22 protein-coding genes, 1 tRNA gene and 1 pseudogene are annotated in these 20,513 nt (G+C 68.7%); 12 read left to right on the top strand and 12 right to left on the bottom strand.

Going from position 1 to position 20,513, the window contains the following annotated elements; translation table 11 throughout:
• From murC to B0W80_RS35600, 7 genes and pseudogenes are all read left to right on the top strand, one after another.
• Positions 1-303, top strand: a pseudogene (gene murC, locus B0W80_RS21070) (UDP-N-acetylmuramate--L-alanine ligase); the annotation flags it as partial.
• On the top strand, positions 300-1,259 hold the full coding sequence (locus tag B0W80_RS21075; protein ID WP_077001121.1) for a D-alanine--D-alanine ligase: 960 nt from the start codon (positions 300-302) through the stop codon (positions 1,257-1,259). The pseudogene murC and the gene B0W80_RS21075, both read left to right, overlap by 4 nt.
• Positions 1,259-2,050: a cell division protein FtsQ/DivIB gene (locus B0W80_RS21080; protein WP_077001122.1), complete on the top strand. Its 792-nt coding sequence runs from the start codon at positions 1,259-1,261 to the stop codon at positions 2,048-2,050. Before B0W80_RS21075 ends, B0W80_RS21080 begins: the two co-directional genes overlap by 1 nt.
• Positions 2,051-2,072: 22 nt before the next feature.
• Positions 2,073-3,302, top strand: a complete 1,230-nt coding sequence (ftsA, locus tag B0W80_RS21085) for a cell division protein FtsA (RefSeq protein ID WP_077001123.1) — start codon at positions 2,073-2,075, stop codon at positions 3,300-3,302.
• Positions 3,303-3,461: 159 nt separating this feature from the next.
• Positions 3,462-4,664 (top strand): cell division protein FtsZ, encoded by a 1,203-nt coding sequence (gene ftsZ / locus B0W80_RS21090; protein WP_077001124.1) that lies wholly within the window; start codon positions 3,462-3,464, stop codon positions 4,662-4,664.
• 73 nt (positions 4,665-4,737) lie between these two features.
• Positions 4,738-5,661, top strand: a complete 924-nt coding sequence (gene lpxC, locus B0W80_RS21095) for a UDP-3-O-acyl-N-acetylglucosamine deacetylase (RefSeq protein ID WP_077001125.1) — start codon at positions 4,738-4,740, stop codon at positions 5,659-5,661.
• Between the two features lie 40 nt (positions 5,662-5,701).
• Positions 5,702-5,878 carry a hypothetical protein gene (locus B0W80_RS35600; RefSeq protein ID WP_179106990.1) on the top strand — a complete coding sequence of 59 codons (177 nt, stop codon included), beginning with the start codon at positions 5,702-5,704 and terminating at the stop codon, positions 5,876-5,878.
• Positions 5,879-5,941: 63 nt separating this feature from the next.
• Here the strand turns inward: B0W80_RS35600 and B0W80_RS21100 are convergent, their stop codons facing one another.
• The 3 genes from B0W80_RS21100 to B0W80_RS21110 are packed head-to-tail and all read right to left on the bottom strand — an operon-like array spanning position 5,942 to position 9,404.
• Entirely contained in the window at positions 5,942-7,228 is a 1,287-nt protein-coding gene (locus tag B0W80_RS21100) for a cyclopropane-fatty-acyl-phospholipid synthase family protein (RefSeq protein WP_077001126.1), read from the bottom strand.
• Positions 7,225-8,022 (bottom strand): DUF1365 domain-containing protein, encoded by a 798-nt coding sequence (locus B0W80_RS21105; protein WP_077001127.1) that lies wholly within the window; start codon positions 8,020-8,022, stop codon positions 7,225-7,227. Before B0W80_RS21105 ends, B0W80_RS21100 begins: the two co-directional genes overlap by 4 nt.
• Positions 8,019-9,404: an NAD(P)/FAD-dependent oxidoreductase gene (locus B0W80_RS21110; protein WP_077001128.1), complete on the bottom strand. Its 1,386-nt coding sequence runs from the start codon at positions 9,402-9,404 to the stop codon at positions 8,019-8,021. The genes B0W80_RS21105 and B0W80_RS21110 overlap by 4 nt, the downstream gene beginning before the upstream one ends.
• 86 nt (positions 9,405-9,490) lie before the next feature.
• On the opposite strand from B0W80_RS21110, the gene B0W80_RS21115 reads away from it, so the two are divergent.
• Both B0W80_RS21115 and B0W80_RS21120 read left to right on the top strand, forming a co-directional pair.
• Positions 9,491-10,150, top strand: coding sequence for a sigma-70 family RNA polymerase sigma factor (locus B0W80_RS21115; RefSeq protein WP_077001129.1), 660 nt, complete (start codon positions 9,491-9,493; stop codon positions 10,148-10,150).
• The gene (locus tag B0W80_RS21120) at positions 10,147-10,800 is read left to right on the top strand and encodes a ChrR family anti-sigma-E factor (protein WP_256856639.1); all 654 of its coding nucleotides are present in this window, start codon (positions 10,147-10,149) and stop codon (positions 10,798-10,800) included. Before B0W80_RS21115 ends, B0W80_RS21120 begins: the two co-directional genes overlap by 4 nt.
• Positions 10,801-10,830: 30 nt before the next feature.
• Here B0W80_RS21120 and B0W80_RS21125 read toward each other — a convergent pair whose 3' ends face one another.
• The 3 genes from B0W80_RS21125 to B0W80_RS21135 all read right to left on the bottom strand — a co-directional run bounded on the left by B0W80_RS21125 (position 10,831) and on the right by B0W80_RS21135 (position 13,143).
• A complete protein-coding gene (locus B0W80_RS21125; protein ID WP_077001130.1) occupies positions 10,831-11,253 on the bottom strand; it encodes a DUF2177 family protein in 423 nt (140 codons plus the stop codon).
• A gap of 61 nt (positions 11,254-11,314) precedes the next feature.
• Positions 11,315-12,106 (bottom strand): DUF1295 domain-containing protein, encoded by a 792-nt coding sequence (locus B0W80_RS21130; protein WP_077001131.1) that lies wholly within the window; start codon positions 12,104-12,106, stop codon positions 11,315-11,317.
• Positions 12,103-13,143 (bottom strand): cyclopropane-fatty-acyl-phospholipid synthase family protein, encoded by a 1,041-nt coding sequence (locus B0W80_RS21135; protein WP_077001132.1) that lies wholly within the window; start codon positions 13,141-13,143, stop codon positions 12,103-12,105. Before B0W80_RS21135 ends, B0W80_RS21130 begins: the two co-directional genes overlap by 4 nt.
• A 140-nt stretch (positions 13,144-13,283) precedes the next feature.
• Here B0W80_RS21135 and B0W80_RS21140 point away from each other — a divergent pair, with 140 nt between their 5' ends.
• Entirely contained in the window at positions 13,284-13,544 is a 261-nt protein-coding gene (locus B0W80_RS21140) for an AbrB/MazE/SpoVT family DNA-binding domain-containing protein (protein WP_077001133.1), read from the top strand.
• 171 nt (positions 13,545-13,715) lie between these two features.
• On the opposite strand, the gene ruvC is transcribed toward B0W80_RS21140, so the two are convergent.
• Genes ruvC through B0W80_RS21155 form a run of 3 tightly spaced genes read right to left on the bottom strand, consistent with a single transcriptional unit; the run spans position 13,716 to position 16,114 of the window.
• A complete protein-coding gene (gene ruvC, locus B0W80_RS21145) occupies positions 13,716-14,264 on the bottom strand; it encodes a crossover junction endodeoxyribonuclease RuvC (protein ID WP_077001134.1) in 549 nt (182 codons plus the stop codon).
• A complete protein-coding gene (locus B0W80_RS21150; protein WP_077001135.1) occupies positions 14,261-15,322 on the bottom strand; it encodes a phosphatidate cytidylyltransferase in 1,062 nt (353 codons plus the stop codon). Before B0W80_RS21150 ends, ruvC begins: the two co-directional genes overlap by 4 nt.
• Positions 15,323-16,114: a lysophospholipid acyltransferase family protein gene (locus B0W80_RS21155; RefSeq protein WP_077001136.1), complete on the bottom strand. Its 792-nt coding sequence runs from the start codon at positions 16,112-16,114 to the stop codon at positions 15,323-15,325.
• Positions 16,115-16,219: 105 nt separating this feature from the next.
• Between B0W80_RS21155 and B0W80_RS21160 the strand changes: the two genes are divergently transcribed.
• Together B0W80_RS21160 and B0W80_RS21165 are read left to right on the top strand one after the other, a co-directional pair.
• Positions 16,220-16,295, top strand: a tRNA-Gly gene (locus B0W80_RS21160).
• Between the two features lie 83 nt (positions 16,296-16,378).
• Complete coding sequence (locus tag B0W80_RS21165) at positions 16,379-17,914, top strand: cryptochrome/photolyase family protein (RefSeq protein WP_077001137.1); 1,536 nt, start codon at positions 16,379-16,381, stop codon at positions 17,912-17,914.
• A gap of 4 nt (positions 17,915-17,918) precedes the next feature.
• Here the strand turns inward: B0W80_RS21165 and mtgA are convergent, their stop codons facing one another.
• From mtgA to B0W80_RS21180, 3 genes are read right to left on the bottom strand one after another with little or no spacing between them, the layout of a single operon-like run.
• On the bottom strand, positions 17,919-18,668 hold the full coding sequence (gene mtgA, locus B0W80_RS21170) for a monofunctional biosynthetic peptidoglycan transglycosylase (RefSeq protein WP_077001138.1): 750 nt from the start codon (positions 18,666-18,668) through the stop codon (positions 17,919-17,921).
• Positions 18,669-18,678: 10 nt separating this feature from the next.
• Complete coding sequence (gene aroE, locus B0W80_RS21175) at positions 18,679-19,524, bottom strand: shikimate dehydrogenase (RefSeq protein WP_143684717.1); 846 nt, start codon at positions 19,522-19,524, stop codon at positions 18,679-18,681.
• 31 nt (positions 19,525-19,555) lie between these two features.
• On the bottom strand, positions 19,556-20,422 hold the full coding sequence (locus B0W80_RS21180; RefSeq protein WP_077001140.1) for an energy transducer TonB: 867 nt from the start codon (positions 20,420-20,422) through the stop codon (positions 19,556-19,558).
• Between the last annotated feature and the right edge of the window lie 91 nt (positions 20,423-20,513).

Genomic DNA, 20,513 nt, shown 5'->3' on the forward strand with positions numbered 1-20,513 from the left:
GTGCTGCTGGGCGAGGTCTACGCCGCCGGCGAGCCGCCCATCGTGGCGGCCGACGGCCGCTCGCTGGCGCGCGCGCTGCGCGTGGCCGGCAAGGTCGAGCCGGTCTTCGTCGACGACATCGCGGCCATGCCGCAGGCCATCCTGGACAACGCGCGCGACGGCGACGTGGTGATCTGCATGGGCGCCGGCTCCATCGGTGCCGTGCCGGGCCGGGTGGTCGAGCAGGGCGGCACGGTCGATTCTTCTTCCATCCATGCCGAGCGCGCAGCCGGCCCCGCCGTGCGCGAAGGGAGGTCGCTGTGAACCCGACAGACTTCGGCAAGGTCGCGGTGCTGTTCGGCGGCACCTCGGCCGAGCGCGAGATTTCCATCATGTCGGGCTCCGGCGTGCTCGAGGCGCTGCGTTCGCGCGGCGTCGATGCACATGCCTTCGACCCGGCCGAGCGCGATCTGGTCGAACTCAAGCGCGAAGGCTTCGCGCGCTGCTTCGTGGTGCTGCACGGCCGCCATGGCGAAGACGGCACGGTGCAGGGCGCGCTGGAGCTGCTGGGCATTCCCTACACCGGCTCCGGCGTCATGGCCTCGGCCGTGGCCATGGACAAGGTCATGACCAAGCGCATCTGGCAGGCGGACGGCCTGCCCACGCCGCGCTATGCACGGCTGGCCTTCGACCAGCAGAGCCGCGAGCAGGTCATGGCGGTGCCCGATGTGTTGGGCCTGCCGCTCATCGTGAAGCCGCCGCGCGAGGGCTCGTCCATCGGCGTGACCAAGGTGCAGGGTTACTCGCAGATGCAGGACGCGGTGGCGCTGGCCGTGCGCTACGACAACGACGTGCTGTGCGAGGAGTTCATCGAGGGCGAGGAAGTCACCTGCGCCGTGCTGGGCAACGGCCTCGACGCGGTGGCGCTGCCGGTGGTGCGCATCGCCGCGCCCGAAGGTGCCTACGACTACCAGAACAAGTACTTCACCGACGACGTCAAGTACCACTGCCCGGCCGGGCTGCCAGAGGCCGAAGAGCACGAGATCCGCCGCATCTCGCTGGCGGCCTACCACCAGCTCGGCTGCCGCGGCTGGGGCCGCGCCGACCTGATGATTCGCGCCAGCGACCGCAAGCCCTTCCTGCTGGAGATGAACACCTCGCCCGGCATGACCAGCCATTCGCTGGTGCCTATGTCCGCACGCGCCGCCGGCATCTCGTACGAAGACCTCTGCCTGCGCGTGCTGGCGGCGGCCACGCTCGATTCGAAAGCGCAAAGCTGATGGCCGTTTCCATCCCCACGCCCTTCGACGTCAAGCTCATGAACGTGACCGCGACCCTGGTGTACGCGGTGTTCACGCTCGTGCTGCTGGCGGCGGGTGCGTGGTGGGTGCTGCGCCAGCCCTTCTTTCCGCTCGCCGGGATCAAGGTCGACGGCGAGGTCACGCACAACAATGCGGTCACGCTGCGCGCCAACGTGGCGCCGCAGCTGGCGGGCAACTTTTTCACCGTCGACCTGGCCAAGGCCCGTGCGGCCTTCGAGTCGGTGCCCTGGGTGCGCAAGGCGGTGGTGCGGCGCGAATTCCCCAACAAGCTGCGTGCCACGCTCACCGAACACGTGCCGGTGGCCCACTGGGGCGACGAGTCCGAGTCGCGGCTCATCAACGGCTTCGGCGAGGTCTTCGAGGCCAACGTGGCCGAGGTCGACGACGACCTGCCGCGCCTGGAAGGCCCGGCCGAGCAGGCCGGCCAGGTGCTGGGCATGTTCCGCGTGCTGCAGCCGATCTTCACGCCCTACGAACTGGCCATCGACCGGCTGCGGCTGTCGAGCCGCGGCAGCTGGAGCGTGCTGCTCGACAGCGGCGCTGTGCTCGAACTGGGCCGCGGGCGCAGCGAGGAAGTGGCGGCCCGCACCCAGCGTTTTCTCACCACGGTAGCGCCGGTCGCGCGGCAGTACGGGCGCACGGTCGCAGCGGTCGAGGCCGCCGACCTGCGGCACAACGAAGGCTACGCGCTGCGTTTGCGCGGCGTCACCACGGTCACCAACGAAGCGCCGGCGCCCCGGAAAAAGTAGACAGAGCAAGACAGAGGAATTCATGTCCAAGGAATACAAAGACCTGGTCGTCGGACTCGACATCGGCACCGCCAAGGTGATGGCGGTGGTCGCGGAGGTGCTGGCGAGCGGCGAGCTCAAGCTGGCGGGGCTGGGCGTGGCGCCGAGCAACGGGCTCAAGCGCGGCGTGGTGGTCAACATCGACGCCACGGTGCAGAGCATCCAGCAGGCGCTGAAAGAGGCCGAGCTGATGGCCGACTGCAAGATCGGCCGCGTCTACACCGGCATCACCGGCAGCCACATCCGCGGCATCAACTCGAGCGGCATGGTGGCGGTGAAGGACAAGGAAGTCACCCAGGCCGACGTGGCCCGCGTGGTGGAGACGGCACGCGCCATCAACATCTCGAGCGACCAGCGCCTGCTGCTGGTGGAGCCGCAGGAATTCGTCATCGACGGCCAGGACGTGAAGGAGCCGATCGGCATGAGCGGCATGCGGCTCGAAGCCAAGGTGCACATCGTCACCGGCGCCCAGAGCGCGGCCGAGAACATCATCAAGTGCGTGCGCCGCTGCGGGCTGGAAGTCGACCAGCTCATGCTCAACCCGCTGGCATCGAGCCAGGCGGTGCTGAGCGAGGACGAGCGCGAACTCGGCGTGGTGCTGGTCGACATCGGCGCCGGCACCACCGACGTGGCCATCTTCACCAACGGCGCCATCCGCCACACGGCCGTGATCCCGATCGCCGGCGACCTGATCACCAGCGACATCGCGATGGCCCTGCGCACGCCCACCAAGGACGCCGAAGACATCAAGGTCGAGAACGGCTATGCGAAGCAGTTGCTGGCCGACCCCGACACGCAGGTCGAGGTGCCCGGGCTCGGCGACCGCGGGCCGCGCATGCTGAGCAAGCAGGCGCTGGCCGGCGTGATCGAGCCGCGGGTGGAAGAAATCTTCAGCCTCGTGCAGCAGGTCGTGCGCGAGTCGGGCTACGAGGAAATGCTGTCCTCGGGCGTGGTGCTCACCGGCGGCAGCGCGGTGATGCCCGGCATGGTCGAGCTGGGCGAAGACATCTTCCTGAAGCCGGTGCGGCGCGGCATCCCCAAGTATTCGAGCGCGCTGTCGGACATGGTCGCGCAGCCACGGGCCGCGACCGTGATGGGGCTGCTCGAGGAAGCCCGCTATGCGCGTCTTCGCGGCTTCAAGGTGGCGCAGAAGAACGGCTCCGTGAAGACGGCTTTCGGCCGCTTCAAGGACTTCATCGTGGGGAACTTCTGACGATGAACACCACACCACTTTGGCTTGCGCGTGGCAGCCCTCCACGCCACTTCAACGAGCGATGGCGGCGCACCGGACCGCCATCCGGATGCAGACGACGGTGACCCAAAAAAACCCATTCACATGAACACGGCAACTGCAAATTTCAAGGAGTCAGAAATGCCCATCGAAATGATCGAAATCGAAGAATTCAACCAAGGCACCCAGATCAAGGTGATCGGCGTCGGCGGCGGCGGCGGCAACGCGGTCGGCCACATGATCGAGCGGCGCGTGCAAGGCGTGGAGTTCATCTGCGCCAACACCGATGCACAGGCGCTCCAGCGCAGCAATGCACACAAGACCATCCAGCTGGGCACCAACGGCCTGGGCGCCGGCAGCAAGCCCGAGAAGGGCCGCGACGCGGCCGAAGCCGCGGTGGACGACATCCGCGGCGCCATCAACGGCGCGCACATGCTGTTCATCACGGCCGGCATGGGCGGCGGCACCGGCACCGGCGCGGCGCCGGTGATCGCGCGCGTTGCCAAGGAGATGGGCATTCTGACGGTCGGCGTGGTGACCAAGCCCTTCGACTGGGAAGGCGGCCGCCGCATGACCAATGCCGACTCGGGCCTGACCGAGCTGGAAGCCAACGTCGACTCGCTGATCGTGGTGCTCAACGAGAAACTGCTCGACGTGCTGGGTGAGGACGTCACGCAGGACGAGGCCTTCGCGCATGCCAACGACGTGCTCAAGAACGCCGTGGGCGGCATCTCGGAAATCATCAACGAATACGGCGGCGTGAACGTCGACTTCGAAGACGTGCGCACCGTGATGGGCGAGCCCGGCAAGGCCATGATGGGCACGGCCGCGGCCTCGGGCCCCGACCGCGCGCGCATCGCGGCCGAGCAGGCCGTGGCCTGCCCGCTGCTCGAAGGCATCGACCTGTCGGGCGCCAAGGGCGTGCTGGTGCTGGTGACGGCATCGAAGGCATCGCTGAAGCTGAGCGAGTCGAAGCTGGCGATGACCACCATCCGCGCGTTCGCGGCGGAAGACGCGCACGTCATCTACGGTGCCGCCTACGACGACAGCCTGGGCGACGAGATGCGCGTGACCGTGGTCGCCACCGGCCTGTCGCGCCAGGACCAGCGCCGCCAGCAGCCCACGCTGGAAGTCATCCGCACCGGCACCGACAACATTCCGTTCACCGTGCCGACCCTTGGCAACATGGTGCAGGGCCACGCCCAGCCCAACTACGACGGCATGGCCGTGCCCAGCGTGTGGCGGACCAACCGCACCATGGCCGCGGCGAAGGTCGACGCGCTGTCTTCGGGCGGCATGGACGACTTCGAGATCCCCGCGTTCCTGCGCCGCCAAGCCGACTGAGAACATGGCGGCTATCGTGGACATAGCGAGGCGCACGGCGCGCCGGGTGCCTCGCGCTCCTAGAATCGCTGCCGTGCTCCAGCAAAGAACCCTGAAATCCATCACCCGCGCCGTGGGCGTGGGGCTGCACAGCGGCCAGCGTGTCGAGCTGACGCTGCGGCCAGCGCCGGTGGACAGCGGCATCGTGTTCCGTCGCGTCGACCTGCCCGAGCCGGTGAACATTCCGATGAGTGCCGAGGCCGTGACCGACACGCGGCTCGCCTCGACCGTGTCCACCAACGGCGCCAAGGTCCAGACGGTCGAGCACCTGATGTCGGCCTGCGCCGGTCTGGGCATCGACAACCTGCAGATCGACATCACGGCCGACGAGGTGCCGATCCTCGATGGCTCTGCATCGTCCTTCGTATTCCTGCTGCAAAGCGCGGGCATCGTGCTGCAGGCGGCGCCACGGCGTTTCATCAAGGTCCTCAAGCCTGTGGAGGTGCGCGAGGGCGAGGGCCACGACCTCAAGTGGGCGCGCCTGGAGCCCTACCACGGCTACAAGCTCAGCTTTCAGATCGACTTCGACCATCGCGTCGTCAACGCCAGCGGCCAGCGCTTCGAGTTCGACCTGGGCTCGGGCTCCTACAGCCGCGACATCGCGCGGGCCCGCACCTTCGGCTTCACGAAAGAAGTGGAGTACATGCGCTCCAAGGGCCTCGCGCTGGGCGGCGGGCTCGACAACGCGATCGTGATGGACGACACCAAGGTGCTCAATGCCGGCGGGTTGCGCTACGACGACGAGTTCGTGAAGCACAAGATCCTCGACGCCATGGGCGACCTCTACGTCATCGGCCGCCCGCTGCTGGCTGCGTACAGCGCCTTCCGCTCAGGCCACGCGCTCAACAACAAGCTGCTGCGCGAACTGCTGGCCCAGGAAGACGCCTACGAGGTCGTGACCTTCGACGACCAGCGCCAGGCACCGGCCGGCTTCGCCGAGGTCGCACGCGCCTGGTAGCGCGGCGAGCCTTCACCCTTCCGATCATCCCGACGATTCGATGCTGTTGTTCCGCTGGGCCATCCTGCTGCTGCTCCTGGTGGCGGGCGTTTCTTTCGCTTTCTACGCAGGCACCGGCCAGCCCAAGTACAAGCGCTTCGGTTGGATCGTGCTCAAGTGGACGCTGCTGGCCGCCTTCGGCTTCTTCGCGGTGCTGATCGCCGAGCGGGGCTTCTGAGGCGCGTCGCCCGGCGCAGCCGTCGTCGGGGGTTCCTCCGGACGCGTCGGATTTCTCGATCCGCTATTCGGCCGGCGTCGCACGCCGCAGCGTGTACAGCCCCACATCGATGCGCCCGGTGCGAAAGCCCGCCTCGCAGTAGCACAGGTAGTACTCCCACAGGCGGCGGAACGCATCGTCGAAGCCCAGTGCACGGATGGCAGGCCAGGCGCGCTGGAAACGGCTGCGCCATTGGGCCAGCGTGGTGGCGTAGCTGTCGCCGAAGGTCTGGTCCCGTTCGATCGTCATGCCCGCGCGCGCCGCCTGGGCCTGCAGCACCGTCCACGAAGGCAGCATGCCGCCGGGAAAGATGAAGTGCTGGATGAAGTCGGCGTTCGCGCGGTAGCCATCGAAGTGTGCGTCGGCGATGGTGATCACCTGCAGCACGGCCAGGCCATCCGGTGCCAGCCGTTCGCGCAGCGTGTCGAAGTACACCGGCCAGTAGCGCTCGCCCACGGCCTCGAGCATCTCGATCGAGACGATCCGGTCGTAGTGGCCTTCGACGTCGCGGTAGTCCTGCAGGCGCAGGTCGAGCTGCCCGTCCAGGCCCTCGCGTGCGGCGCAGCGCCGCGCATGGGCGAGCTGTTCGCTGGACAGCGTCAAGCCGGTCACGTGTGCGCCGTGGTCGCGCGCCAGGGCCAGCGCGAGGCCGCCCCAGCCGCAGCCGATTTCGAGCACGCGCGCGGCCTGTGGCGGCAGCGACATGAGCTCGACGACGCGCTGGCGCTTGGCGGCCTGAGCCGCTTCGAGCGGCTCGTCGCCGTGCGTGTACACGCCGCTCGAGTAGTTCAGCTCCGCATCGAGCCACTGGCGGTAGAACTCGTTGCCCAGGTCGTAGTGGAAGGCGATGTTGTCGCGGCTGCCGCGCCGCGAATTGCCGCGGGCCAAGTGCCGCAGGCGATGCAGCCAGCGCGAGGGGCGCGTCGGGTTCAGCGAATCCGACCAGGCCGCCTCGTTGCGGATGCCGAGTTCGAGCAGGGCCGCGAGATCGGGGGTCGACCAGTCGCCGTCGCGGTAGGCGCGCGCCAGGCCGATGTCGCCCTGCATCAGCAGCCGCACGAGCGGGCGCCAGCGGTGCAGCGCGACGCAGGCGTGCGGGCCGGGCGCGGGGCCGCGGCCTTCGAGGCGCTCGCCGCCGGGCAGCTCGATCGCCAGCGTGCCGAACTGCAGGCGCGCCAGCAGCCGCGCCAGGAAGAGGCGCAGCGGCCGCATGGTCCACGCGAGCGGTGCGGCCGTGCCCGGCGTTTCATCTTCGCCGGCATCGGCGATCAGTGGCAGCGAACGGTCGGGACTGGAAGGCGAGGTACTCATGGATTCGGAGTCTTGACGATGGTCACGGGCTCGCGAGGCGCGCCTGGGTGGGAATGGAAGCGAAGGCCCTTGGCCCACAGCAGCAGCGCCTCCCAATGGATGGCTGCCACCACTTTCATCGTGAGCAGCGGGACCGAGAAGAAGGCACGCAACAGTGTGCGGTCGTCGAGCGCGCGGCGCTGCGCGTCGAAGCTGGCCGCGAGCACCGGGCCGCTCTTGTCGCTGGCGGTGACGGCGATGCGCAGGCGCTCTTCGGCATTCTCGTGCGGCGCGACCACGCGAAAGGCGTAGTGCATGTCCATGCCCAGGAAGGGCGACACGTGGAAGCGCTTGGCGCAGGCCTGGCGCACGGCGCCGCCATGGCGCTGGGCCGGGTCGACCTCGATCAGGTAGCTGTGGCGCTCGCCGAAGGTGTTGTGCACTTCGTACAGGATGGCTTGCAGCCCTTCGTCGCGGCCGTGGCAGAAGTAGACGCTCAGGGGATTGAAGGTCCAGCCCAGGATGCGCGGCATCGCGAGCAGGCGGATCGGCCCGCCGGTCTCGAGGCCTGCGGTGCGCAGCTGTGCTTCGACATGGGCGCGCAGGTCCTGCCCGTCGCCGGCGCCGTGGTCGCGCTGATGCAGGCTGAAGAGGTTGAAGCGGTCCACCGAAAACAGCCGCAGCCGCCGTGCGAGCTGCGGCAGTTCGTCCAGGTCGAGCAGCAGCGAGAACATGCGGTAGCGCAGCCGATGCGCCGCCGGCCGCACGCGCCGGTGCATGACGTTGCCGGCATACAGGGCTGAACGTTCGCTCACTGCACGACCGGCGCCAGCGGCGCGCGAAGAAGGTGGATGCGGTCGGATTCACCGGCGACCGACCAGGGCCGCCGCACGCCGCCGAGGGCCTCGGCCACCGCCAGGCCGGCCTGCAGGCCGTCTTCGTGGAAACCCGAGCCGAAGTGCGCGCCGCAGAACCAGACGCCGCCGCGCCCCTGCAGCGACCACAGCTCGCGCTGGGCCTGCATGGCGGCTGCATCGAAGACCGGATGTTCGTAGACCTCGCTGCGCAGGATGTGGCGTGGCTCTTGCCGCGGATTCAGCGTCAGGAACAGCGGCGCCGCGCCGGGGAGCTGCTGCAGCCGGTTCATCCAGTAGGTGACGCAGGGTGCTTCGGCGGCACCGCGCGCGGCAATGTAGTTCCAGCTCGACCACACGGCGCGCCGCTGCGGCATGGCGGCGGCATCGGCATGCAGCACGGCGTGGTTGCGCGTGTAGCTGAAGGCGCCGAGCAGCCGCGACTCATCCGTGCCGGCATCGGCCAGAAGGCGCAGCGCCTGGTCCGCGTGGGTCGCGATCACGACGTGGTCGAAGCGCTGGCCGGCCGGCATGGCGGCCGTGCGGACGGTGACGCCGTCGGCGCCCCGCCGCACGTCGACGACCGGGCTGCCCAGGTGCACGCCCGATCCTGGCGACTGGCCGATGGCCTGCACCAGCCGCTCGACATAGCAGCGGCTGCCGCCGCGCACGGTGCGCCACGCGGGCCGGTGGCCGAGGTCGAGCAGCTGGTGGTTCTCGCAGAAGCGCACGAAGGCCTCGACCGGGTACTCGCCGATGCGCGCCGCCGGCGTCGACCAGATAGCGGCCGCCATCGGGTACAGGTGGTCTTCGCGGAACGCGCGGCCGTAGCCGCGCAGATCGAGGTACGCGTCGAGCGACATCGGGGCGAGCGCACGAGCGTCGGCGGATGCCTGCCGGTAGAAGCGCACTAGCTCGCGCAGCATCGACCAGAAACGCGGGCGCAGCAGGTTGCCGCGCTGCGCGAACAGGCCCTGCAACCCGCTGCCGGAGTATTCGAGCGCGCCGCCGTCCAGGCTCACGGCAAAGGACATGTCGGACGCGTCGGTTTCCACCCCCAGGTGCGCGAACAGCGCGCCCAGGTTGGGGTAGGCCGATTCGTTGTAGACGATGAAGCCCGTGTCGACCGGCACCGGGCCGTGTTCGCCAGGCACTTCCACCGTGTTGCTGTGGCCGCCGGGGCGGGGGTCGGCTTCGAACACCGTGACACGGTGCCGCTGCGCCAGCAGCCAGGCGGCGGACAGGCCCGAAATCCCGCTGCCGACCACGGCGATATCGAGCACCGGGCCGGGCCGCGGGGTGGATGTGGGAGGGGGGGTCTCGAAGCCGGCCGCAAGCGTCATGCCGCTTGTACGTGGTGGCCGGGCTTTTGGATTCGGTCGCTTGCGGGCACCATGATCTAATGCCCTGGACGTTGCGTATGAGTGGCATGCGCACCGCCCGACAACCCGCGATCACCAGCGCCAGGCCTCTTGCCTCGGCGACGCCCTGGCTGTCGATCGTGACCAAGGAACAGCCGCGAGGATTCGTGCCCAGCAGCGAGGAACTGAACACATGGCTCAGGGCGGTGGCACTGGCCGCCGACAGACAGGCCTTCGCTGCCTTGTTCAAGCATTTCGCGCCCCGGGTGAAGGCTTATCTGATGCTGCGCGGCGCCAGCGAGCCGCTGGCCGAGGAACTCACGCAGGAAGCGATGGTCAGCGTCTGGCGCAAGGCCGCGACCTTCGATCCCGCGCGGGCCGGCGCGTCGACCTGGATCTTCACCATCGCGCGCAACCTGCGCGTCGATCATCTGCGGCGACAGGGCAATCATCTGCTGTCGGACGACGACGAGCAGGCCAGCCAGATGCTGGACCCGCTGCCCGCGCTCGACGACCAGGTGCTGGCGCGCGAACGCGAAGCGCGTGTGCGCAAGGCGATGTCCCGCCTGTCCGAGGAACAGGCGCAGATCCTGCGGCTGTCCTTCTTCGAAGAGCATCCGCACGCCCAGATCGCGCAGGAGCTGGGCTTGCCGCTGGGCACGGTCAAGTCGCGCGCGCGACTGGCCATCAGCCACCTGCGCCGACTGCTGGAGGGGCTCGAATCATGATCCGCCACCATCCCGGGGACGACCTGCTGCTCGCAATGGCGGCTGGCAGCCTGGCTGCCGGCCCTGCATTGGTCGTCGCTACCCACGTCGAGGGCTGCGCCCACTGCCAGGCGCAACTGCAGATGCTGGAAAGCGTCGGTGGCGCGCTGCTGGAGGGGCTGGCGCCCGAGGCCCTGGCACCGGAGGCGATGGCGCGCACGCTGGCCGCGATCGATGCCGTGCCGCTCCAGGCCGAGGCGACCATGCCACGCGCCGAGCGGCCCGTGCTGCCGCCCGGCATGGCCTGGCCGCGCGCACTCGAGACCTGCACCGCCACGCCATGGCGCTGGCTCGGCCCGGGCATGCGCTGGAGCCGGCTGCGGCTGCATGCCGATCCCCAGGCCAAGCTGTTCCTGCTGCGCATCGGCGCAGGCCGCAGCCTGGCGACCCATTCGCACAGCGACAGCGAGTTGACGCAGATATTGCACGGCGCCTTTCACGACGGTCGCGATCTGTTCGGCCCCGGCGATTTCGACGCGGCCGACACGGCGGTGCATCACCAGCCGGTGGTACAGGGCGGCAGCGAGTGCATCTGCCTGGCGTCGGTCGAGGGCCGCATGCGCTTCGACAGCCCGCTGGCGCGGGCACTGGCCGCGGTCATCGGCATGTAGCCGACGCTTCAGCGGCCCTTGAGCGGCCCTTTAGCGACCTGCGTCGCCGCCGAATACGAGCGCGGCGGCACAGGCCGCTGCGGCCGCTGCGGCGGTCACGATCGTGCCCCAGGCCAGGTCGATCAGGGTCAGCCGCCAGGGCCAATCCTTCAGCGTGGCCTTGTTGGTGAAGTCGTAGGTGGCATAGGCGATGAACCCGAGCAGCGCGCCGCGGCCGAGCGCGGCCGTCCACGAGCGCGCCTCGAGCGCCGGCACCACCGCGAAGAACACGATCCCTGCCAGGTAGAGCGCGTAGAAGATGGCGGCCGCTTTCATGTCGAAGCCGGGCTGCATCAGGTGGCCGATGGCAGGTCGGTACAGGCGCTCGGCCATCGTGGAGAGCCACACGGCGTCGAGCACCAGCAGGGCGGCGCCTCCGGCGACGTAGGCGACGGCGAACTGGCGGATGGTCATGGATGCTCCTGGTTGAACCGATGGTCGGACCCGTGGGTTACGAGCCGCGGGCCGCGGCGGATCACCGGGGCGGTGCCCGGCGCGGCGGCGCGGGCACGAAGGCGCTGGTGCGTTCGATGTAGTCGCGGTAGGCGGGGCGCCGCTCGCCGATGTCTTTTTCGAGCAGGCTCACGCCCGATACCTTGAGCAGCAGGGCCGTCATCAGAAGTGGCGACACCAGGGTCCAGAGCCCCCCGGCGCCGGCCGCGCCCAGCGCCATGAGCCACAGGCCCCACCACACGCAGGCTTCGCCGAAGTAGTTGGGGTGGCGCGTGTAGCGCCAGAGGCCGCGGTCCATCACGCGGCCCTCGTGGGCGGGGTCGGCCTTGAAGCGCGCGAGCTGCGCGTCGCCCACCGCTTCGAAGACGATGCCGAACGCTGCCAGTGCCACGCCGGCGACGTCCAGCCAACCGAAGGGTCGCGGCGAGCCGGCGGCGGCCAGGAAGGGCGCCGAGACCAGCCAGGCCAGCACGCCCTGCAGGCCGAACACGAGGTACACGCTCTTCCACGCGAAGTTCGGTTCGTTGCGCTCGCGAATGGCGCGGTAGCGGCGGTCCTCGCCATGCCCCCAGTTGCGCCAGGTGACGTAGAGGCCGAGCCGCAAGGCCCAGGCGGCGCCGAGCACGGCCATCGTCAGGTCGCGCGCCGGCATCCCAGGGCGAAGCGCGAGGTAGAGCAGGCCGGGGCCGACGATCATCAGCGACCACACGCGGTCGGCCAGGCTGGCATCGCGGCGGGCCAGGCTCGCGAACCAGGTCAGCAGGCTGATGCCGAGCGCGAGTGCCAGGCCCGAGGCGGCCAGGGTCGTCGTCATCCGCGATTCTCGAACAGGTAGTGGCTCACCCACCACTGCTGCCCGTCGTCGAAGCCGAACAGCTCGGCCACCGCCATGAAGAAGATGCGCCAGCGCGACCACCACAACGCCGCGTCGGCGCCATACGTGCCATCGAACAGCGGTTGCAGTTCGGCGCGGTGCTCGTCCATCGTGCGCAGCCAGGCCTCGGCCGTGCGCTGGTAATGCCGGCCGTCCCAGCGCCAGCGCCGCAGCAGGCGCAGGTCGTCCTGGCAGTGCAGGGCGAGGTCGTCACTGGGCATCATGCCGCCCGAGAAGAAATGGCGGCTCATCCAGTCGCTGGCATCGCGTTCGACGAAGGCATAGGGCACCGAGCGATGCGCGAACACGTGCATGAAGAAGCGCCCCTCCGGCTTGAGCCACTGGGCCACCTGGGCGAAGGCGCGCGGCCAGTTACGCAGGTGCTCGAACATCTCGACCGACACCACGCGGTCGAAGCGCTCGGACGTGTCGAACGCGTTGATGTCGCAGGTGACGACGCGCACGTTGTCGAGCCCGCGGCGTTGCGCCTCGTGCTCGATGTGCGCGCGCTGGGAATGCGAGTTGGACAAGGCCGTGATCCAGGCCTGCGGATAGCGCTCGGCCATCCACAGCGTCAGCGAACCCCAGCCGCAGCCCAGCTCGAGGATGTCCTGCCCGTCGGCCAGGCCTGCGCGCTCGCAGGTCTGCGCCAGCGCGGCCTCTTCGGCCTCGGCCAGGGTCGACACGCCTTCGGGCCAGTACGCGCTGCTGTACTTGCGGTGGGGCCCCAGCACGCTGCCGAAGAAGTCGGCGGGCAGTTCGTAGTGCTGTTCGTTGGCCTTCTCGGGCAAGGGAGCCAGCTCGGCGGCGCGCATGCCTTCGACGAACTCGGATGTCAGCTCGGCACGGCGTTCGGCGTCGCCGCCGTGCAGCTCGCCCAGCCGTTCGCGCAGCAGGCGGCGGATGCCCACGCGCACGACGGAGTCGGGCATCAGGCCCTGTTCGGCCCATTGAAGCGCAATGTCGGCAGTCTGCATGGCCGGTATTCGTCCAGGGTGATGTGCGCGGCACCGTGCCGAGCAAGGCCTGTACGCAGCGAGCAGGCGTTTGGATCTTGCGTGTGGCAAGACCAAGCGGTGCGTGACGTCCGTCCCAGTAGCATCTTTGCTGGAACGCCATGGAAACCACATTGAAAGCTAAAGGCCAGATGACGCTGCCCAGCGCAGCGCGGGCACAGTTGGGCCTCAAGGCAGGCGACCGGCTGCAGGTGACTGTTGTGGATACCGAGACCATCGTTTTGAAACGATTGCCGTCGCCGCCGGTTCGGGGTTTGCGGGGGCTGCTCGCACAACCGGCGAGGGCCAGATCCTTGGAAGAAGCGGACGCGGCAATCGCCGATCATCTGCGCGAGAAGCAACGCGTCGGCATGAAGAAGTAACAGCGCTCGACACCAACTTTTTTGCCAAGTTCGAGCGTGGCTCCAGGGCCATCCCTCGGCTGGCGCAGGCTGCCGGCCACGCTCCGGTCCTGACGTTCGACAAGCGGGCGGCGAAGACCTCTACGCACCAGTTGCTGCGTTGATCGTTCACCGATCCGCGGCCGGCCCCGCTCAGCGCGTCCGGCCGCTCCGGTACATCCCGGTGGCAGTGCGGTTGAGCACGGCGGCCTGCCCGATTCGCGCCATCGAGCTGCCCACGTGGGCATGGGTGATGGCGATGCCCAGCGCGTCGGCGGCGTCGCTGCCGGGCAGGCCGGGCAACTGAAGCAGCCGGCGCACCATCTCCTGCACCTGCGCCTTGGCGGCCTTGCCGTGGCCGGCGACGGCCTGCTTCATCTGCAGCGCCGTGTATTCGGCCACGGGCAACGCGTTGGAGACCAGCGCGGTGAGGCAGGCGCCGCGCGCCTGGCCCAGCAGCAGCGTGGACTGCGGGTTGACGTTGACGAACACGATCTCGACCGCGGCCACGTCGGGCTGGTAGCGCGTCACGATCTCGCCGATGCCGTCGTACAGCACCTTGAGCCGCGCCGGCAGCTCGCCCTGCGCCACCTTGCGGGTGCTGATGGTGCCGCTGGCCACGTAGCGCAGCGCGTGGCCTTCCATGTCCACCACGCCGAAGCCGGTGGTCTGCAGGCCGGGGTCGATGCCGAGGATTCTCATGCGCCGAAATACCAGCGGACGGAGTGGAAGAACACGGGCGCCGCGAAGCACAGCGCATCGACGCGGTCGAGCAGGCCGTTGGCGCCGGTCACGCCCACCTCGCGCCGGCCCCAGCTGGGAATGCCGCGGTCGCGCTTGAGTGCCTTCATCACCAGGTGGCCCATCGAGCCGGCCACGCAGGCCAGTAGCGCGACGGCCAGGGCCTGCTCGAAACGGAAGGGCGTGATGAACGAGAAAAGCGCGCCGACGACGCTCGCGATGGCCATGCCGATGGCCCAGCTGCGCCAGTTGAAGCTGCTGCTGACGTGCGGGGCCACCGGGTCGTCGCGGAACAGCCAATGACCGGCCCGCTTCAAGGCGCCGCGCGTTGCGGCGTCGTCCTCTTCGGTGCCCGGCAGGCTGCTGCGCCGCGCGATCACGTGCTGCACCAGCACGCAGGTCTGCACCACGAAGACGAGGAAGAACACGAGGAAGGCGCTCTTGCCCTCGTAGCCCGGGAAGGACAGCAGCAGCAGCGCCGGCACGTGGCTCATGCCGTAGACGCAGACCATGATGCCCCACTGCAGCTTGGCATTGCGCTCGAGGAAGTGGTTCGGGTCGTCAGCGAGCGCGCTCACCACCGGGATGGCCAGGAACACGTAGACCGGGATGAACACGGTGAACAGGTCGAAGCGTGCCGTGGCCACCAGCCAGAACTGGATCGGCAGCACGATGAAGAAGGCCAGGATCAGGCTGCGGTGGTCGCCGCGCCGGGTCGGCGACAGGGTGATGAACTCGCGCAGCGCGAAGAAGGAGATGAGCGCGAACAGGATGGTGGCGATCGTCTCGCCGAGCGCCCAGCCGACCCAGAACACCACGACCATGAACCAGGTGGTGCCCAGCAGCTTGCGGAAGTGGGCGAGCTCGCGCTGCCAGCGCTCGTCGTGCACGGGGTTGCGCCGTTCGCGGAAGGTCAACAGAAAGGCCACCGTGCTCACGAGCACGAGCAGGCCGAAGACGATGAAGAACAGCGCCGCGACCTGCTGCGTCGGTGTGAGCTGGCGGAGGAACTGGTTCATCTACACGTACCGCAGGGCGATCACCGCTTCGCGCGCGCGGTCGAGGAAGGGACGGCGCTCTTCGCCGTCGTGCAGCTTGAGCGGTTCGCCGAAGGTGACGGAGCAGAGGATCGGCACCGGCACCACCTCGCCCTTGGGCATCACGCGCTGCACGTTGTCGATCCAGGCCGGCACCAGCACGGCGTCGGGGAACATCTGGGCCAGCGTGAACAGGCCCGACTTGAACTTCTGCGGTTCGCCGGTGTGGCCACGCGTGCCTTCGGGAAAGATGATGATCGAGTCGCCGCTTTGCAGCGCTTCGATGAGCGGCTGCAGTGGCAGCAGGGCCTCGGCGCTGCCGGGTACGGGCATGGCCGGCGCGTCGGCGGGGGCGGCCAGAGGCAGCTCGCCCTGCACCACTTGTGCGGGCTCGGCAGGTGGCTCGGCAGGCGGTGCGGCAGCGGGCTCGAACGAGGGCTCGATGCGCTCGCGTGGTGCCGGCGGCGCCGCGGGCTCGGGAGGCACGGCGGCACTGCCGCCGCGTTCGACGTAGATGGCGTTGAACACCTCGGTGGTGATCCAGCGCTTGAAGGGGGTGTTGGCCCAGTAGTCGCGCGCGGCGATGGGCCGCGTGATGCTGCGCAGTTCTTCCGGCAGCGCGGCCCAGATCATCACCAGGTCGAGATGGCTCTGGTGATTGGCGAAGTAGATGCGCTGCTCGGCCTTGGGCGGGCAGCCCCTCCAGCGCGCCTGGGCCCCGGTGAGCAGCCGGATCAGGCCCAGCAGCATCAACCCCGTCAACTTTGCAAGCATGGCGGCGATGATACGAGGCGCGCATGACGTGGCGCGCAGGCCGACTTTTCTGGTGCCCGCTCCGAAAATGCCTCTCGAATCCGTTATGATTCGAACCCTTCAAACGCGGGAATAGCTCAGTTGGTAGAGCGCAACCTTGCCAAGGTTGAGGTCGAGAGTTCGAGACTCTTTTCCCGCTCCAGTTTTTTGCATCGTCGAAGTCAAGGCCACCCTCGGGTGGCCTTTCTGCTTTCTGGTTCGTACAGTCCGGCGCCATACTGGATCATGCGCAACCTGGTGGTGGTGCTGGGCGACCAGCTGAGTCTTTCGAGCGTGGCTTTCGATGGCTTCGATGCCGCGCGCGACCGAGTGTGGATGGCCGAGGTGCGGGAAGAGTCGGAGCACGTGCCGAGCACCAAGATGCGCACGGCGATCTTCCTGTCGGCGATGCGGCACTTCGCAGAGGCGCTCACTGCGCGTGGCATGCCGCTCGACTACTTGAAGCTCGGCGCACATCCCTTCGCATCGATCGAAAGCGCATTGGCCGACACGCTGGCGCGCCATCGCCCCGAGACTGTGTTGATGGTCGAGGCCGGCGAATGGCGCCTCGAACAAGCGATCGCCAACGTCTGCCGCGCATCCGGCGTGCAGCTCGCGTTGCGCGACGACCTGCATTTCATGGCTTCGCGTGCCGAGTTCGCCGAGCATGCCCAGGGCAAGCGCCGCCTGGTCATGGAGAACTTCTACCGGCACATGCGCATGAAGCACAAGGTGCTGATGGACGACGAGGGGCAGCCCGAAGGCGGGCAATGGAACTTCGACCACGACAACCGCGGCGCTTTCGGTCGCGAGGGGCCGGGCCTGCTGCCGGCGCCGCCTTCGTTCGCACCGGACGCGATCACGCGCGAAGTGCTGGCCGAGGTCGAACTGCGCTTCGGCGACCACTATGGCAGCGCGTCGTCCTTCGACTGGCCGGTGACGCGCGAGCAGGCACTGGTGGCGCTTGCCGATTTCGTGGAGCACCGGCTGCAGGACTTCGGACGCTTCCAGGATGCGATGTGGGCCGACGAGCCTTTCCTGTATCACGGGCTGCTGTCGTCGTCGATGAACCTCAAGCTGCTCGATCCGCGCGAAGTGATCGATGCGGCGGTGGCGCGCTGGCGCACCGGCGCCGCGCCCATCGAAGCGGTCGAAGGCTTCGTGCGGCAGATCATCGGATGGCGTGAATTCATGCGCGGCGTCTACTGGTGGCGCATGCCGAAGCTGCTCGAAGCCAACGCGCTGAAGCACCAGCAAGACCTGCCCGGCTGGTACTGGACCGGCGAGGTGCACATGAACTGCATGCGGCAGGCGATCGGCCAGACCTTGCGAACCGGCTACGCGCACCACATCCAGCGCCTGATGGTCACCGGCAACTTCGCGCTGACCTTCGGCGTGGCACCGGCGCAGGTGCATGCGTGGTACCTGTCGGTGTACGTCGACGCGGTGGAATGGGTGGAGCTGCCCAACACCGTCGGCATGTCGCTCTTCGCTGATGGCGCGCGCTTCGTCACCAAGCCCTATGCGGCGGGTGGTGCGTACATCCGGCGCATGAGCAACTACTGCGATGGCTGCCGGTACCAGCCCGGCACCCGCAGCGGCGAGGGCGCGTGCCCGATGACCGTGATGTACTGGGACTTCGTGGCGCGGCACGAGCGGATGCTCGAGAACAACCCGCGCACCGTGATGATGACGCGCAACCTCGGGCGATTCAGCGACGACGAGCGCGCCGCGATCCGCCGCACCGCTGCCGACATGCGGGCGCACCCGGACCTGCTGTGAAGGTTCAGGGCAGCTCGGCCGCCGGCATGCGCGCCACGATGGTGGCCGTGCGGCCCGACAGATAGGCCGACTGCGGCCGCCGCTCGAACTGCTTGGGGCTCGGCAGCATCACGGCCAGCCGCGCGGCTTCTTGCGCCGTCAGGCGCGAGGCGGGCTTTTTGAAATAGTGCTGGGCCGCCGCCTCGGCGCCGAACACGCCTTCGCCCCATTCGACGCTGTTGAGGTAGATCTCGAGGATGCGTTGCTTGTCGAGCAGCAGTTCGAGCGCCACCGACAGCAGCAGCTCCTGACCTTTTCGCAGCAGCGTGCGTTCGCCCGACAGCAGCAGGTTTTTCGCGAGCTGCTGGGTGATGGTCGAGCCGCCGCGCATCTGCACCGGACGAGGCTCCTTGCCGCGGGCGCGCATCTGCGCCGCGCGCTTGGCCGCGATCTCCTCGGCGCGCGCGTTGCGCTGGCGGGCGCGCTCGATGGCTTCCCATTCGACCCCGTTGTGATAGACGAACTCGCTGTCTTCGCTCGCGATGACGGCCCGCTTGAGGTTGTCGGCGATCTGCGAGTAGGGCACCCACTGCTGGCGCCAGCCCTTGTCGCCGTTGTCGCGCCCCTGGGTCGCGAGCTGCCAGGCCTCCGAACGCTGGAAGGTGGTGGATTGCGGATCGACCACCGCCATCGTGGCGATGCGGCCGATGAAGAACAGCTGCATCGCCACCGCCGCGAACAGCAGGCACAAGACCCAACGCAGCACCGCCATCACCGGCTTGCCGTCAACGCGGTGCGTCGACGATCGCGCGCAGCTCGGCCAGCACCTGCGCCGAGGGCGGCCGCTGGCCGCGCCAGATGCTGAAGGACTCGGCCGCCTGCTCGACCAGCATGCCCAGGCCGTCGCGCGCCACCGCACCATGGCTGCGGGCCCAGCCCATGAAGCCGGCAGCGGCCGGGCCATACATCATGTCGACCACGAGCGTGCCGGGCTTGATGACCTCCGCGCCCACCGGCACCTCGCCGCCGGCCAGGCTGGAGGCGGTGCCGTTGACCACCACGTCGAAGGTGCCCGGCACGGTGGACAGCGCATGGGCCTCGAGCACGATGCCGTGCTGCAGCGCCAGCGGCGCGTGGCTGCGCACCAGGGCGATGGCCTTGTCCAGCGTGCGGTTGGCCACGACCACGCGGCGCGGCCGCGCATCGAGCAAGGGGCCGAGCACGCCCGCGGCGGCGCCGCCCGCGCCCAGCAGCAGGAGCTCGCTGCCGGCGAGCGGCAGGCCGGCATGCTGGGTGATGTCGGCCACGATGCCGGCGCCGTCGGTGTTGTCGCCGTGGATGCCGTCGTCGGCGAAGCGCAGCGTGTTGACGGCCCGCGCCAGCCGGGCCCGCGGGCTCAGGTGCTGCGACAGCGCCGCGGCCTCGAACTTGAAGGGCACGGTGACGTTGCAGCCGCGCGCCTGGCCGGCCGGATCGGCGCGGAAGGCGGCCACCGCGGCATCGAAGCCGTCGAGCGGCACCAGGCGGCGGCCGTAGTCGAGCGTCTGGCCGGTCAGTTCGGCGAAGCGCGCATGAATCCACGGCGAGCGGCTGTGCTCGACCGGGTTGCCCATCACGCAATAGAGGTCCATGGCCATCCCTGGGGTAGTCGTCAATGCCGGGTCACTGCTTCGAAGACGAGGAGACCTGCGTCTCCAGCGTTTCGTCGCGGGTGAACTTGAAGCGCGAGGGCAGCACGATCTGGTCGGTCTGCCGCCGCATCGCGTCGGTGAACTTGCCGAAGTTGCCGACGCTGCGCACGATCGCCTGCGCGCGCCGGTCCAGTGTGGCGTTGCCCGAGCCCTCGATGATGTCGGTGGCGAGAATGGCGCCGTCGAAGTTGACGGTGACCATCATGGTGAGCTCGCCATAGAGCTTCTTGCCGGCCATCTCGGGAAAGTTTTCGGTGCCGCGCGCTTCGATGCGGCGGCGCAGCGCGTCGACGTACACCGCGTACACGGCCTCGCGTGTGGCGGGGCTCAGGTAGCGCTTCTTCGGGCGCGCGTTCTCTTCGTTCACCCGGCGTTCGATCTCGGCCAGCATGTCGATGAGCTGGCGGCGCTTTTCCTCGCGCGCCTCGGCCTCGCTCGGGTTGCCTTGATGCCGCGGGTCGGGCTTCGGCATGGTGGCGAGCTGTTGCCTGATCTGCGCGAGCAGCTGCATCTGCTGCGCCTGCATGCTTTCGATTTGCCGCTGGGCTTCCTCCATCGATTCGCCGACGGCGGTGAAGGTGGAAGGCGGCAGCGGGCTGGTGGCGCGGCCGCGGTCGAGGTCGCCGCCGCCAGCCAGCGAGGTCTGGGCGATGGCCTGGGCTTTTTCGGGCGGGCGGTCGGTGGTCTTGGCGTTGACCAGGATGACTTCGAGCGGGGCTTCGGTGAACACCCGGTTGAAGCCTTCGGGATCGGCGAAGCGAAACCCGAGCAGCAGGGCATGCGCGGCAACGGAGATGCCGAGCGCGATCTGCAGGCTGCTCAGGTCGCGCAAGTTCATGGAGATGCCTCCCCCAGGCTTGTCACTTCGCGTACTTCGCGCACCCCCTCCTGAAGGAGGGGGCGATCGCCTTCGGGCGGCCGGGCGGCGC

The organism is Variovorax sp. KK3 (assembly GCF_001984055.1).
Taxonomy (GTDB): Bacteria; Pseudomonadota; Gammaproteobacteria; order Burkholderiales; family Burkholderiaceae_C; genus Variovorax.

Excerpts from the sequence above, each read along its gene's own strand:
- B0W80_RS21150 (WP_077001135.1), bottom strand. The coding sequence starts at position 15,322 with ATGAACCAGTTCCTCCGCCAGCTCACACCGACGCAGCAGGTCGCGGCG.
- B0W80_RS21120 (WP_256856639.1), top strand. The coding sequence starts at position 10,147 with ATGATCCGCCACCATCCCGGGGACGACCTGCTGCTCGCAATGGCGGCT.
- B0W80_RS21110 (WP_077001128.1), bottom strand. The coding sequence starts at position 9,404 with ATGACGCTTGCGGCCGGCTTCGAGACCCCCCCTCCCACATCCACCCCG.
- B0W80_RS21130 (WP_077001131.1), bottom strand. The coding sequence starts at position 12,106 with ATGACGACGACCCTGGCCGCCTCGGGCCTGGCACTCGCGCTCGGCATC.
- aroE (WP_143684717.1), bottom strand. The coding sequence starts at position 19,524 with ATGGACCTCTATTGCGTGATGGGCAACCCGGTCGAGCACAGCCGCTCG.
- ruvC (WP_077001134.1), bottom strand. The coding sequence starts at position 14,264 with ATGAGAATCCTCGGCATCGACCCCGGCCTGCAGACCACCGGCTTCGGC.
- B0W80_RS21165 (WP_077001137.1), top strand. The coding sequence starts at position 16,379 with ATGCGCAACCTGGTGGTGGTGCTGGGCGACCAGCTGAGTCTTTCGAGC.
- B0W80_RS21080 (WP_077001122.1), top strand. The coding sequence starts at position 1,259 with ATGGCCGTTTCCATCCCCACGCCCTTCGACGTCAAGCTCATGAACGTG.
- B0W80_RS21140 (WP_077001133.1), top strand. The coding sequence starts at position 13,284 with ATGGAAACCACATTGAAAGCTAAAGGCCAGATGACGCTGCCCAGCGCA.
- B0W80_RS21180 (WP_077001140.1), bottom strand. The coding sequence starts at position 20,422 with ATGAACTTGCGCGACCTGAGCAGCCTGCAGATCGCGCTCGGCATCTCC.
- B0W80_RS21100 (WP_077001126.1), bottom strand. The coding sequence starts at position 7,228 with ATGAGTACCTCGCCTTCCAGTCCCGACCGTTCGCTGCCACTGATCGCC.
- B0W80_RS21155 (WP_077001136.1), bottom strand. The coding sequence starts at position 16,114 with ATGCTTGCAAAGTTGACGGGGTTGATGCTGCTGGGCCTGATCCGGCTG.
- B0W80_RS21115 (WP_077001129.1), top strand. The coding sequence starts at position 9,491 with ATGCGCACCGCCCGACAACCCGCGATCACCAGCGCCAGGCCTCTTGCC.
- B0W80_RS21135 (WP_077001132.1), bottom strand. The coding sequence starts at position 13,143 with ATGCAGACTGCCGACATTGCGCTTCAATGGGCCGAACAGGGCCTGATG.
- B0W80_RS35600 (WP_179106990.1), top strand. The coding sequence starts at position 5,702 with ATGCTGTTGTTCCGCTGGGCCATCCTGCTGCTGCTCCTGGTGGCGGGC.
- B0W80_RS21125 (WP_077001130.1), bottom strand. The coding sequence starts at position 11,253 with ATGACCATCCGCCAGTTCGCCGTCGCCTACGTCGCCGGAGGCGCCGCC.
- ftsA (WP_077001123.1), top strand. The coding sequence starts at position 2,073 with ATGTCCAAGGAATACAAAGACCTGGTCGTCGGACTCGACATCGGCACC.
- ftsZ (WP_077001124.1), top strand. The coding sequence starts at position 3,462 with ATGCCCATCGAAATGATCGAAATCGAAGAATTCAACCAAGGCACCCAG.